Annotated in this window: 8 protein-coding genes and 5 pseudogenes; 7 read left to right on the plus strand and 6 right to left on the minus strand. The window is 64.5% G+C overall.

Translation table 11 applies throughout. The annotated features are described in order from the left end of the window. Nucleotides 1-126 precede the first annotated feature (126 nt). Nucleotides 127-626, minus strand: a pseudogene (locus ACI780_RS24115) (IS982 family transposase); the annotation flags it as partial. A gap of 76 nt (nt 627-702) precedes the next feature. Continuing rightward, a pseudogene (locus ACI780_RS24120) lies at nt 703-1,263 on the minus strand (IS5 family transposase); the annotation flags it as partial. 282 nt (nt 1,264-1,545) lie between these two features. Between ACI780_RS24120 and ACI780_RS24125 the strand changes: the two are divergent. From ACI780_RS24125 to ACI780_RS24155, 7 genes and pseudogenes are all read left to right on the plus strand, one after another. Then, on the plus strand, nt 1,546-3,048 hold the full coding sequence (locus tag ACI780_RS24125) for a hypothetical protein (RefSeq protein WP_457006036.1): 1,503 nt from the start codon (nt 1,546-1,548) through the stop codon (nt 3,046-3,048). A 610-nt stretch (nt 3,049-3,658) separates the two neighbouring features. Then, the gene (locus ACI780_RS24130) at nt 3,659-4,969 is read left to right on the plus strand and encodes a pentapeptide repeat-containing protein (RefSeq protein ID WP_457006037.1); all 1,311 of its coding nucleotides are present in this window, start codon (nt 3,659-3,661) and stop codon (nt 4,967-4,969) included. Between the two features lie 630 nt (nt 4,970-5,599). Further along, nucleotides 5,600-6,464: pseudogene (locus tag ACI780_RS24135) on the plus strand (transposase family protein). A 202-nt stretch (nt 6,465-6,666) separates the two neighbouring features. Next, nucleotides 6,667-7,548 carry a hypothetical protein gene (locus tag ACI780_RS24140; RefSeq protein WP_457006038.1) on the plus strand — a complete coding sequence of 294 codons (882 nt, stop codon included), beginning with the start codon at nt 6,667-6,669 and terminating at the stop codon, nt 7,546-7,548. Between the two features lie 3 nt (nt 7,549-7,551). After that, complete coding sequence (locus ACI780_RS24145; RefSeq protein WP_457006039.1) at nt 7,552-8,445, plus strand: alpha/beta fold hydrolase; 894 nt, start codon at nt 7,552-7,554, stop codon at nt 8,443-8,445. Nucleotides 8,446-8,501: 56 nt separating this feature from the next. Beyond that, nucleotides 8,502-8,652, plus strand: a pseudogene (locus tag ACI780_RS24150) (IS3 family transposase); the annotation flags it as partial. A 276-nt stretch (nt 8,653-8,928) separates the two neighbouring features. Next, nucleotides 8,929-9,069 (plus strand): annotated as a pseudogene (locus ACI780_RS24155) (IS256 family transposase); the annotation flags it as partial. Nucleotides 9,070-9,426: 357 nt separating this feature from the next. On the opposite strand, the gene ACI780_RS24160 reads toward ACI780_RS24155, so the two are convergent. From ACI780_RS24160 to ACI780_RS24175, 4 genes are all read right to left on the minus strand, one after another. Continuing rightward, nucleotides 9,427-9,636: a hypothetical protein gene (locus tag ACI780_RS24160; RefSeq protein WP_457006040.1), complete on the minus strand. Its 210-nt coding sequence runs from the start codon at nt 9,634-9,636 to the stop codon at nt 9,427-9,429. Further along, nucleotides 9,637-9,762 carry a hypothetical protein gene (locus tag ACI780_RS24165; protein ID WP_457006041.1) on the minus strand — a complete coding sequence of 42 codons (126 nt, stop codon included), beginning with the start codon at nt 9,760-9,762 and terminating at the stop codon, nt 9,637-9,639. A gap of 245 nt (nt 9,763-10,007) precedes the next feature. Next, nucleotides 10,008-10,973, minus strand: coding sequence for a hypothetical protein (locus ACI780_RS24170; protein ID WP_457006042.1), 966 nt, complete (start codon nt 10,971-10,973; stop codon nt 10,008-10,010). A gap of 1,572 nt (nt 10,974-12,545) precedes the next feature. Next, nucleotides 12,546-13,139 (minus strand): hypothetical protein, encoded by a 594-nt coding sequence (locus ACI780_RS24175; protein ID WP_457006043.1) that lies wholly within the window; start codon nt 13,137-13,139, stop codon nt 12,546-12,548. Nucleotides 13,140-13,630 lie beyond the last annotated feature (491 nt).

A 13,630-nucleotide genomic window follows, 5' to 3' on the forward strand; every position in this document is an offset into this window, starting at 1 on the left:
CGTCGACGACGAGCATCGCCGCCTGCCGGCGGAACTCCTCGGAGTACTTGCTGACCCTCCCCAACCGGGGCCTCCTCCCTGGCTGCTGCCAAGTCTGGAGGTGTCCGGCCCACGGGGGTCACTTCACTTCGGGTCGGCCAGCGCCCAGGTGACCGGCAGCCCGGCCGGCGTGCAGATCAGGTGCAGCCGCAGTCCCAGAACCAGCGCGAATGGCTGGGGCAGTAGCCGTAGCCGGCGATGCCGGCCAGGTCCAAGAGGGCCACGGTCGGGCGGGAGCGGGCGCACTCGACCGCGGTGGAGTCGACCAGCCACACCGGGTCGGCCCACAGGTCGGTGTCGGCGGCCAGCTCCCGGATCACCCGCTTGAGCAGCGGCAGCGCCGAGCGCAGCCGCTTGTTGTAGCCCGACTGGCCGGGCAGATACGGGAAGGCGCCGGGCAGCGCGGCGGGCACCAGCCGCAGCCAGCGGGCCTCGGAATGCACGCCGAGCAGCGCCTGGGCCACGGCCAGGGTGAGCAGCTCGGAGTCGGTCAGCCGCGGGCGGCGTCTGGCACGCACACGAGGGCTCAGGTAGTCGTCGATGCGGACGTAGAGTGCGGTCAGGAGGGTGTTGAGGTCGGTCGTCACAACCCGAGCCTGAACACCCTCCGCCCGCGTCTACAGCGCCCTTCGACCCTCCCGGCCGTTCGGACTTACTCGTCTAGTCCCCGTGCAGCTTGAGCGGTCGGCGCCGCGGACGGTCGGCATGCTGTCGAGGAGTGGTTCGACGAAGAGGCTGTCGTGCCGGTTCGCGCCCGAGACGGCCACGTTGAGTGGCAACTCATGCGCATCGACGAGCAGGTCGTACTTGCTTCCGGGCTTGCCCCGGTCGGTCGGGTTCGGGCCGGTCAGCTCACCCCTCTATTTCGCCCGGACGCTGACCGAGTCCAGGCTGGCCCGCGACCAGTCCAGCCGCTCGGTCTCGCCCAGCCGGTCGAGCACGGCGGTGTGCAGCCGGTCGAAGACGCCCGGCGTCGGCCCATTCGTGCATCCGCCGCCAGCAGGTCCAGCCCGAGCCGTAGCCGAGCTCGACCGGCAGCTTGGCCCAGCCGAGGTCGGTGGACAGCACGAAGGCGATGCCCTCCGGCACGTCCCGATCGGAGGTGCGGGGTCGGCCGGTGCGGCCATGCACGGCCGGGTTGCGCGGCGGGATCAGCGGCTCGACCAGCGCCCACAGCTCGTCACTAATCAGCCGCGGCGGCGGGGCAGACGCCGGCGACGACATGTGCCACAGCCTGTGCCGATGCCTCGGGGGCGGACAGAGCCCGAGGACCTACTTCCGCAACGTCTCCTTGCTCGTCTGGGCCAGGGGCGGGTCAGGCTGGCTCCATTCGCGGTGACAGAGGGTTGACGACGCGGTGACGTGCCCGTTGGCACCGTGGCGCGCGAACCGTTTCCGTGGAGGGTGACCGATGACGGGCGTGGACTCTCATGCCGCCAGGACGTCTCAAGAGCTCACGCTGGCGCATCGGCGTCCGGACGGCCCAGCGTTCCCTTCTCCCGTGTCATGAGCGCGGTTGATCTGCTTGCCGCCCTTGCCGCCGCCTGTCTGCTGGCGGCGATGCTGTACGCGGTCGCTGCCTTCGTCCGTGCGGCACGGTCCAGGGCCCTGTTCATCGCGCCGTTTCTGGTCACCGGACGCGAGGATCCCGAAGGTCGGCTCGGCCGCGCGATGGCCCTGATGCTCCACGGTCGTATGCAGCAGCTGCGGCGCGAGTTCGAGGCCTCCCGCGAGGAACTGATCACCCCGCGCGACCCGGCACCGGAAATGGAGCTCGACCCAAAGGCCATCCTGCGATCGCCGCGGGTGATCCTGCCCGTGACAGTGCTCCCCGATCCACCGCCCATCGACGTCAAGCTCGCCGGCATCGAGTTCGGTGGCCTGGCGGCGTGGCTTGATCGCACAGCGGCGAGGACGCGGACACTGACCGTAGCCGTCCACTTCGGCACCGACAGGGCACTGATCACCGCTAATCTCTCGCCCCTGCCCGGCGTCGACCTTCCCGACCTCTGGCTGCAGACGACCCCCGAACCCGGTGAGGTCGTCACGGCGCTGGCCTATGCCCTGCTGCAGGCCCGGATGGCCGCAGATCGCGTGGGCGCCATCGGTGCTCTGCGGCCGGAGGAGTTCTCCGGCCTGCTTACCAGCATTTCACTTATCGCTGACCTCAACCGGCGGGCCGCCGCGGGGCGGGCACGCAGCGCCGAGGACTACCGCGCTGTGCTTGCCTGTCTGTCATCGTTGCCGGACAAAGTGCCTGAATGGGACGAGCTGACCTATCTGGTCGCTCGGGTAGCCGACCACACCGGCGACTCGGCGCAGGCCCTATACCTCTACCGACGGCTCGTCAAGACCAGCGGTACCGCGAGCGGGCTCCAGCCGACGCTGCGGGAGGCGGTCGCCCGTCGGATCGAGGCTCTGGATACTGGTATACGACCGGCCGCCGACGCCCGGGAGAAGGCCTTCCTTGAGGAGGTAGACGAGTACGTGCGGCGGCTCGGGCTCGAGCCGCCGCACCCGCAGATCGGCTTTATGCGCCACCCCAAGGAACCTGGGGTAAGGGCCATCTGGGAGGAGGGGAGCCAGCGCTACGAGGTCAACCCCGACACCGCAGCGGACCCCGGCCGGGAGGCGGCGAAGGAGGCGGCTCTCATGGGCAGGTTCATGTATCGGCACTTCGGCCGGTGTGCATCGTCGGTGGACTACCAGTTTTGGAATGAGTTCCGGATCTCCGTTGTCGACTTCCTCGTGATGACTGAGCCGGGATCGATGTACCAAAGCGAGTTTCATTATCCACTGCTGGAGACGCTTCAGGCGATTGGCCGGAGGACCGGCGTAGGCGCGGCCCGGCGGCTCGCATTAAGCGCCATCGACCACTTTGACTGCGACTGGAACTCGGCAACGCTCCCAGACAGGCTGGCCTTAATCGGCGCGAGGATTGGCGTGCCCGAGGACATCACTCTGCAGGCGTTCTCGCAGCGCCCGGCGCATCAGCCGACAGCCCCCTGAGCCGATGACGGCAGTTGGCATTTCGCCTATCACTAGGAAGTCCTTGCCCCTGCTGCGCGTGGGCAGGGAGTCCACTAATAAGGGACTCATGCGCTGCGTCGAGGACCGTGTTCCTGTCGGAGTGCTTCACCAGCGCCGGGTAGGCAAGTCCGCGCCAAGCGAGTCGATGGCCTGCGCGTACTGCGCCGCGGTGAAGACATCACCCGTGAGCCAGTCCGCGCGGTACTCCGCGAACGCATCGCTCCTCTGCTGATCGAGCAAGCGGGAGCCCGGGACACGCGCTCCCGTCGTAGCCAACTACGCGACTACTGACAGGATAATCGACAAATCAACGTCAGATACCACCGGTGATGCGAGACGAAGCCGGGAGTCTGGAACTTCCGGGCGATGCGCAGGGTCCGGAAGTGGACTCACGTCAGGCCTGCGAACGATCCCTTAGGTCATGCACCGACCGTCAGCAGAGTCCGGACGATAGCCGGCAACACGCCGCTCCTGGAGGTGGTCGACTCGGGCGTGCTGACACTCGAGGGACGTCACGGTAGAACAAGCGACTGTGGCAGCCGACGGGCCGAGCGACAAGCCTCGCTCGCGAGGTCCATGGTGGTGGATCGTGCCCGCACTGCTGGCCTTGCTGTTGATCACCGGACTAGTGACCTTATGGATCGAAGCGCCAGACCTGTATCAAGCAGAAGAGGGGGCAGCGCAGGCCACAGCCACCACCAGAAGCGGGATTCTCACTGTAGCCGCCGCACTTATTGCCGCGAGCGCCGCAGGAGCGGGGCTGTACTTCACCGCACGCACGATACGGCTCAACCAACAGTTGCTACTGGAGACGCACCGGGCGAGCCGCGAGGCCGATGGACGCGACAGGTATGCCAAGTCGATCGATCAGCTCGGCCATGCCGAGGCTCCTATCCGATTGGGTGCCATGTACTCACTTGAGCGCCTCGCCCAGGACGATTCCGTGCTCCGCCAGGCCGTCGTCGATGTGCTCTGCGCCTACCTGCGGATGCCTTTCACGCCTCCCAAGCGCTACGGGCTAGCCACCGAGTCACGAGCCGAGCGCATGAGGGATACGCCCCCGCCCGATGTCACCGACCAAGAGTCGGAACGGAACACAGTCCAGGAGCTGCTGGTCCGACAAACCGCCCAGCGTCTCCTCGCCGCCCATCTCCGCCGTCCGCCCGGTACTTCACCGGCGGACGCCCAGGCCATCAGGGCCACTCCAGAGGTGACCTTCTGGCCCGGTATCAGCCTTGACCTCACCGAAGCCAACCTAGTCAACGTCGACCTGCGGGAAACACTAGTAACCCACGCACTCTTCGAAGGAGCAACCTTCTCCGGATACGCCTGGTTCGACGGGGCAACCTTCTCCGGATACGCCTGGTTCGACGGGGCAACCTTCTCCGGGCACGCCGGATTCGAGGGGGCAACCTTCTCCGGGCACGCCGGATTCGAGGGGGCAACCTTCTCCGGGCACGCCGGATTCGAGGAGGCAACCTTCTCCGGGCACGCCGAGTTTGGCGGGGCGACCTTCTCCGGGAACGCCGTGTTCGGCGGAGCGACCTTCTTCCGGATTGCCGAATTCGAGGAGGCGACTTTCTCCGCAAACGCCGTGTTCGGCAGAGCGGCCTTCTCCGAGGACGCCCGCTTTGAGGGGGCGACCTTCTCCGAGGACGCCCGGTTTGAGGGGGCGGCCTTCTTCGGGAACGCCGTGTTCCGTAGGGCGGCCTTCTCCGAGATGATCCGGTTCGACGGGGCGAGGTTCTCCGGCGCCCCCGTGCTCGATCAAGCTCAGGTCTTGAACGTTGATGATGCGCGCCTCAGCAAGAACCGGAAGTGGCCGGATGGATGGGCCGTCTGCTCCAACGCAGATGATCCGACTCGTGGCACGCTCGTCCGGCTAGATTCCAATCCTTGATGGCCTCGAGCGCCGCCGAAGGGCAGGCAAGGCAGTAGCGGCGACCTAGCGCAGAAGCATCGTTCGTGTAGCCCGGCGACACGCTCTCCTAACGCTTCAGGCTAGCCTGTCGGCTTCTCATGGGTAATCTCGGCGTAGTGGCTTCAATGTCGCGCGAACAGGACGCCCACGCACTAGCTAATGGACGGCGCCGGGCAATGCCGTAAGACGGGCGTCGCTGACCCGCTGTAGTCCCCTGCCGCAGAGGATGTCACGAACGACAGTCCAGCACCCCAGGCTCGGGACCCTTCGTTGAGTCCTTTAAGGACTACGAGCCCCACGCCGTGCCAGCCGACACCTACTCCCCTCATGTCAGCACACCAGCCCCGTCGACGGGCTGATCTTCCCTGCATCTCTGCCCCTCAGGACGACGCCGACGCCACACCACAGCGCGCGGCCGACATGCCTTGGGACGTTCCTCGGGTGCCGCCAACGGCGGTCACGAGGCCGCCTCAGTGAGGCTTGCCTTGTAGCGGAGGAGCCGCAGGTCAGGAGCGCCACGCCGACGGCGCCAGTTGACCGGAGACGACACAGGACCTCAGTAGGAGGCAAGTCTTTTCGCAGACCGTCTTCTCCACCCGAGGTCCTGCTGTGTCCGGTCCTGTCACCTACACCGACGGGCTCCCCGTCGAAGAGCGCACCGTGCAGTTCGTGTCGGCGTTGCTGGCCGCCGACCGGCGTCGACGCCGCACCCCAGCTCAAGCGCCGGACGCTGGGCTGCTACGGGCAGGCGGTGCTGGTCCTGCGCTGCTTCCCCGACGGCACCCGGCTGGCGCACTTGGCCGCCGACAACGACATGGGCGGCTCGACGACCTACCGCGACCTGCATGCAGGCCACGACGTCCTCGCCCAGCGCACTCAGGCCGCGCGGCGGTGCCCTGCTGGCTGCCCGCGCCGCCAGTCATTCGCATGTGACGGTGGATGGCACGCTCCTCCCCGCTGATCGGTGTCTCGTCGCCGGACCGACAGCCCGTGCTGATGGATCCGACCGGCGGGTGGATCTGTGGTGGTCGGGCATGCACGCCGCCCACGGCGGCCGCGTCCAAGCCATCGCCGTCCCCGATGGCTGGCCAATCTCGATCTCACCGGTACGGCCGGGACGGGAGCATGACACCACCGCGCTGTGCACCCACCCCGAGGCACTGCCGGCCCCGGTTGAGTCGAACGACGACGCCCACGCCGCCCTGGCCGACCTGGGCTGCGAAGGCGAACGCGGCGCCTTGACCTGCCCGATCAAGCACTCCACCGGTCCCCGACTCACCGCCGACGAGCGCTGCATCAACCTGCTGCACGCCACCACTCGCGCGTCGGCCGAACGCGGCAACTCGCTGCTCAAGACCAGCCTCAAGGCGCTGCGTCGGGTCAGCCTGTGCCCGCGGTGCATCGGTGCATCACCGCCGCGGCTCTGGTCCTGCTTCACCACACGCACGACCGCACTGCATGGTCAACAGGCTGACGAAGTCGTTACCGGGAAAGGCCTAGTGTCCTGAGGAGGTGCCACGCACGGTCATGCAGCGGTCCCTACGGACTGCAGTCACCCCCAGCGGCACACATTACTAGGCCGACCTCAGAGTCCGGCACCCTGAGCGCATGATGCCTTGCCATACCTGCCGCACGCGCGAGACGCTTCGCCCATGAGGCGGTCGAGGATCGTCAGGTTGGCAGGCGCGCTGCTCGGCAATCTGTTCCCTCTAATTGCCACGCTGGCCCTCCTTGTGTGGTCGATTGTGCTCCTTTCGCGATCAAGCCTCACTCCGCAATCTGCCAGCGAGCCACTACTCAATCAAGCCCCAGCGTCGCTGGGCCTCCAGTTAACAGGGGCGGCGCTCTTTGCGGGCTTCTCGGCTGCTGCCATCCTCGAGGTCACGAAGCGACTTGCAGGATTACGTGGCATTTACCAGCGACGCCAGATCAAGCTTTGGCTTAATGAGCGCTCGCCGAGGGTGAATGACGAGCCGCGACCTGACCAGCAAGAGTCGCGACTTGCTCAATTGGAACTGGAGAGACTTGCTGGCATCCTCACCGGGGCTGAATTCAAGGCGCTTAGCGCAGAGCCCCTTTCTTACAGGCGCCATAGTCTGGCCTTTCGTCGACGCTTCGACGGCCTGTCACGGTACTCAACCAGTCGGCGGATTGCAAGATTCTACGACCTGCCCATCGAGCGACTGGCAGCACAGCTATACGCAGCCATGGATGTGGCTGCACAAGAACCCGAACGCTACTTTGAGCTCATGACCGCTGTCACCGGCATGCATCTCCCGGAATTATACAAAGGTTCGGAGCGAGCAGAGACGGAGATTGCACAAGCGATCCGGGCGGGGGTGGACTCTATGCATACCGACGTTGGCGAGGGCTGGAAGAACTACGTCCGCGGAACCGCCATTTGGCTGAGCGGTGCCGTCGGCTTTATAATTGTTCAATTGACCGGCGTTGAGAGCCGGGCCGCGGGAATGTATGTATTATCCGCGCTGGTCCTCGGTGGCTTCTTCTCATGGAGCGTCCGAGACGCTGCTGCAACCATAGAAAGATGGAGGCGGTGACGCATGTCGCAGTTAGGACCGGATCATGTCGGTCCGCGTCGCAGAGTCACCAATGAGTTGACCGTTCGCGGTGTCTCGGGCGGCCCGCGCCTCCTCAACTCGGTACGCGTCGAGGGCTCAGAGTTGGACCATAGGGCCCGCACACTCCTTATATTGATTCATGGGTACCAGAACTCCCCGGCCCGCGCGAGGAAGAGCTGGGACGAGTTCGTCAACAGGCTGATGGGTAGCTTGTGGCTGCGATCAATCAATGATCTAGCTAGTGCCTGGGGTTTTCAATGGCCAGGCGACCTGCCAGATAAGATCCAGTCCATCTTGAGCTACGCCGCCAGGCCCGGGGATGCGGCCCGTTCGGGGCAACTTCTTGCCACACATCTGGCAAGTCGGACCAAGCAGCATCAAAGGGTCTTCATCGTCGGCCACTCACTCGGTTGTCGTGTAGCCCTAGAGGCGCTCAAATTCATTCGCCTAGAACACCAGCCGTATGAGGGTGCCCGAATCGAAGGAGTTTTCCTGCTCGCTCCGGCAGTACCACTTAGCTTCTGTCAGCCGAATATGGACCTTGGGACACCACAGAATCCACCGACGGAGCACGTCTACTACTCTCCGAGGGACAGTGCTCTTGGGTGGGTCTTCGATCGAGGGCAACGGCTGTACGGAGAGCCGGGTAACGCCCTTGGCCGGTCGGGATTGCCGCCGAGGATGCGCTGGCATCGGCGGGTTAACACCCTACTGAAGCACGGTCAATACTGGTCGTCATCGACTATTGCTGCAGACATTGGGCTAGCCATGAGCTGGCCAGGAAGCTGGCAAGTATCTCCGAAGGAGGATACGCCTGACGAGGTCGAACTGGCCGAATACCGGCCGCCCGAGTACGACCCTTATGTGAACATTTAACTGCACCCTAGGCCTTCCGTGACACCCTCCCAGGCTTCCTAAGGGCATCGCCGAGATTGCTGCCGAAGAATGTCCTCAACCGTCGGCGGTGGCAGACCCTGGCCGAACTTCGCCTGGCGCTCGTCGTCTGACATTGAGAGAACCTTCCACCGCCGCCGACGCCAAGACGCTCTCGGACGTATAGCCCTGATCGAGTCCGAGACACTGACCGCTCAGGAGGACTCCGCCTACGCGCCGGGGTCAATCATAGTCTGGACCGTCCCGAAACTGTCGTCGTGGTTGCTCAGAGGCTTAGGCGCAGCTTCAGCGACCTCGACAACGCCTTGGCCGAGATCAACGAGCTGACGGCCTCAGACGCGAGGAGATCGTCAGGCTGCTGTGCGAGATGCTCGGTGCGAGTTGATGGCAGGCCTCCGCCTAGCCGCTCCTGCACCAGCAGCAATGCCCAAGTAGACAGGCCTGCTTCATGGCTGGGGCGAGCTGCTGGCCGGCGCCGTGCTGGTCGGGGCCCACGACGAATGGCGGGTCTCCGACCGCCGCTACCTCTCCGAGGGCTCGATGGCCGCCATCCGCCCGATCGACGCCACTCCAGCACTGGCGGCACCGCCCATCCTCGCGTCATAGTCACCACACCACTGACCAGCACGGTGAGGACTACATCCACCACTCAGCGGGACGTCACCTGCGCTGCGAGCGCAGGTGACCCGGTCGAGGGCGCGCCAGCGGCCGGGCAGGGCGTTGCAGGGTTCGGTGGGCGCGCGCAGCGCGGTGATCAGCTGGTTGTAGCAGCGATTGTTTGATGTGCAGCGGGCCCTCGGGCTGGCGGCGGGTCGCAACGAGCACGCCGACGCCGACGCCGGTGTAGCCCTTGTCGGGCCAGCCCTGGCAGGCCGCGGGCGGCGTGCAGGTACAGCGCCTGCAGCACCCAGTTCTCGGGCGGCAGTCAGGTCGTGGGTGGAGCCGGCCCGGATGTCTCAAGACTCACAGCTGAATGCCGGTCGGGTCGAACACGACCTGCACGTTGCCGCCGGAGGCGTGATGCTTGGCCAAGTACCACAGGTGATGGCCGCGATCCGCGCGGGCGGCGATCCGGTGGGTCGGGATGAGGATGCCGTCCAGGCTCGCGAAGGGCAGCCCGGCGGCGTGCGCGCGCTCGAGGACGTCATGCAGTGCGGGGGACGTGCGCGGCAATCACGTCGAGGGCCTCGTGCAGATACCGGGGGCGGTGGCGATGGAAGGGCCGACCTCGCCGGCGAGCGTGTGCAGGTCGAGGCGGTGGCGCAGCCAGCGCAGCACGAGCACGACCTGGACGTACACGGTGCCGGCCCGCTGTACCGGACGGGCTCCGGGCCGCCGATGGTGCCGGGCGATCTAGCCGGTCTCGGCCTTCAACACCGGTAAGGACACGTCCAGGTGGGCACGATGAGATGCAGCGGACTCTCGGGGAAGAGAGGCTTGGCGAGACGATCTTCCCCCCGAGAGCCTGTGCCTCACTGTGGACCCCAGTCGGGACCAGCGATGAAACCGGTCAAGCGGTCAGAGTTGAGAGACCTCACTAATCTTTAGAATGTTGGAGAGAACACAATCCGTACATCCTTGTCGTCGGGCACAATGACGGCGAACGCGTTTTCCGTCCGCCAAGAATATGGAATGATGACAAACTTACCGCCACCCCGGACCAATAGCTTCAGCCCCTCGTAGCGGAAGCGATAGGGGGAGTAGGTTGATCCCAAGTCTTCCTCCTGGACTCCGTCCCCGTTGAAGTGAATCTTATCCTTGCTGTACATCATGATGTCTGGAGTGGCTGCAAACTGTGTGGATTCAAGATGACGGGCGACGTCACGACCGAGGTTGTCGGCAAAGAGGGCCGCAGCCCAGAATAGCGCTAGGGCGACTGTCGCCCAGAGGACTCTCGAAGACATCACCTCGGCTCGCGCATCACGAGAGACAGTCGACTGAGCTCTTCCCAGTCTGTCATCGAGGGGCCTGGCCAATCCTCGCGCATATGCGGCTAGGGCAAAACCGCCGGCAAGGTAGAGTGGGGTTGTAAAGATGAGGGGCGATGACGAGAAAAGAATCTTGTAACCAGCTATCACCATGAGCACAATCGCACAAATGTACATGGGGAGGATTACTGCGAACCGCAAGCGGCCCGCCCAGGATTTTCCTGTCACATATCGACCCCAGAGAACAAGACCGCATTGCGCTACTAGGAAGATTAGGGCTGCTGCAACCAGCGGCGGCCAGAGGGCAGTGGCACTCCGAAGGATGTAGTCAGTCGCCGAAAAACCCAGGCTATCGGCGTCGATGCCGAAATAGCCGTAGAACGCGTGCGTGCGGGCCCATCCGAAATAGTACATTAGGGCGCCAAGTAGGGTTCCGGGGGCTAATAGCGCAACAACATGCTCAAAGGTCCCTCCGGCCGGGCTTTCCTTGGCTTGCTCGCCACCCGCGCGTTCGCGAGACTCCGCCTCCGCGAGAGGCTGTTGCGTCTGCGACTTTCTGCCGTGGCCATTTGCGGCGGCCACGGACCGTCGCCCCCTCGCCAGTCCTCCTGCAGACGCCCTCACTGTCCCTCAATCGGTCAGCGCCGAAGGCTCGGCACTAGTGGACAGCGTCGGTTGAACGTCAGTGCCTTGGGCGGGAGGTGACTGAGAGTTGGACGGGGAAGGCTCGGGAGCATCGCTCTCCAATTCCGAGCCCTCAGTACTCCTGGTACCGGAGATTCCCACGCCAGTTAGCTCATAGCTCGTCGAACCGATCTCAAGAACCGCTGTCCGACGCCCGACCTCGGACGGTGCAAACGCAACCCAGAACCAACAGAGCTCATCGGAGCATAGGAGGCCAGCCGAATCGCATCGTCCATCTGAGCTTTGGGGTATGCACAGCCTGCTGCCTAGGTGAAAGTCCTCGCCGTTAGGACCCGCAATCCGCACTATTTGGTTCACGGGGGGCCCGCCATCCTCTCCTACCTGGAAATACATCTCGACCTGTTCGCCAATCTGTACATCACCCGCATTGAGAGCGTCGCTGCTTGTTATGGGCGTCAGGTCCAAATCGCCTCCTCCGATGGGTCCGGGCACGCTGTAGAAGGGGGCGCTAGTTGGTGCTCCACGGTCGTACGTCGGTCGCGGGGAGGAAGTCTCTGACTGCTCGGGGGAACTGCTGGAACCATCGCTAGTGGAGTCGCCGCCGCTTTGCGGATCTTGCGGAGCCGACGTGGTCTCCTGCGGAGCCGACGTGGTCTCCTGCGGAGCAGACGTGCTCTCCTGCGGAGCCGACGTGGTCTCCTGCGGAGCCGACGTGGTCTCCTGCGGAGCAGACGTGCTCTCCTGCGGAGCCGACGTGCTCTCCTGCGGAGCCGACGTGCTCTCCTGCGGAGCCGACGTGCTCTCCTGCGGAGCAGACGTGCTCTCCTGCGGAGCCGACGTGGGTGCGCTGGAGGGCGCAGAAGTGGCGGCACAACCGAAGGCTGTAGCAGTGAAGGCAAGCCAAAGCAGAGCCGAACTAAACTTCACGCGCCCTAGTCGCCCGGTCAATGCACCTTTGTCGGGCTGACAGCGAGGCCTACGGGGCACGAGCCTCAGGCTGACGAGGAAATGCGAGTATGAGGAGAGTCGAAGGTCCTCATCGTTGCGCCCTCACCGTGTCGACGATCATGAACAGGCTCGGGTTCATTTGCCCCGATCCAACCGGTTCGCCATCCACCACGCCATCAGGTCGACGGCGACTACAAGGCCTTGCACCTATGGAACGAGGAGCGGTACGGCCGCAAGTCGCTGCCCACAGGTCCTCGTGCTCGGTTGACGCAACTTCGAAGCGCGGCGGTTCGAGCGGCCCACTCGGACATGTCTGGAGGATCATGGTAGCCAGGTCGGCAGCGCGGCGAGGGTGATGGTGCAGGCCCATTTCGAGCGTGCTTGTCCTACCGGGTCGGCAGGCCGCGCCATCGCTTGAGCCGGCACAGGCCGGGATCGACGCCGTTGCAGCGGCCACACTCGTCACACGTTGACGTGTCCTCACAGTAGGACGGTTGCGCCGCGTCGCGGACGACGGACTGCAGGGACTCACGCGCCTTACTGGGGTCTAGTTGGCCAGCGCTACTTCTGGTACAGGGCGATTGTCTGAGTCCAGTCAACGATCGGCTGCTCCATCAACTCATCGTCAGAATAGTTGTCGAAGTCGTGGTACGACGAGGTCTTGTGCTGCTTAGCGAAGGTTTCAAGCCAGCCAGCAACATTATCCATCCTGAAGGCAAAGCGCGTTGTAACTGCCGGAGGTCGATTCGTACCAAGGAGCCCGGTCGGGTTAGGTTCATCTACGAAGATGATTAGCACATCCTGTGACTTGCGGCGAACGGCCAGCACGTCGGTCATCTCAAAGGAGCAGATGCCTGCAATTCCGTACCCTGCCTTGTCGTAAGCCACGAAGTGAATGCGTCGAGTCCCGATGACCAACTCACCCCGCTCAGCCGGATGACGCTCCTCCGCCAACAAGATCGTCGACTTCTGAGCTCCAACTACCTCGAGTCCATAAAAAAGTCGGTCAAGCAACTGCTGAACGTTGGCGCGCGGCAATGTTGGTCCCAATGCGGTGGCACTGGCCGCCGCCTGTTGCGCGGAGGTTGCACTCGCCGCTTTGACAAGTAGGGCAAGGACAGCTACAGCGCCCATAACGATGAGGAAGGTAGTCACTGGAGTCTTTCGGCTCGGGATGGCTGCTTTGGACCTGACCGGTCAGGCGTCTTGCGCTGGTTTTTCGGTCAGTCGGGCTCATCCTTGAGCCAAAGGACCTCCTCGACGGCTCGACACCGGCGGTCGGGCGGTTAGGCGCAGGCCCTCAATGAGCGGGACGTGCTGTCCAGCAACAACTTCTGCTTCGTGGAGGGCCGCCAGCCTGACGATGAGGGCGTCAGCATCTACCCGACCCACCAGGTGATAGAGGCAAGCAACGTTCGCCCCAGCCCCGAGGGGGTGGGCGTTCGCCTGAGAAGACGTTGCGGAAGTAGGTCCTCGGCCTCTGTCGAGCCGAGGTAAGCACGCGCAGCGTGTGGCGATGTCTGAAGTGACCCCCGTCAGGCGGACGCCTCGTTCTGTGTCGTGAGCATCTTCTCGAAGTCGGCCGGGCTGAGGTTGTCCAGCCGGCTGTGCCGGCGCCGTGGGTTGTAGAAGCCCTCGATGTAGCT

The sequence above is a fragment of the Geodermatophilus sp. SYSU D00814 genome, from assembly GCF_054050055.1.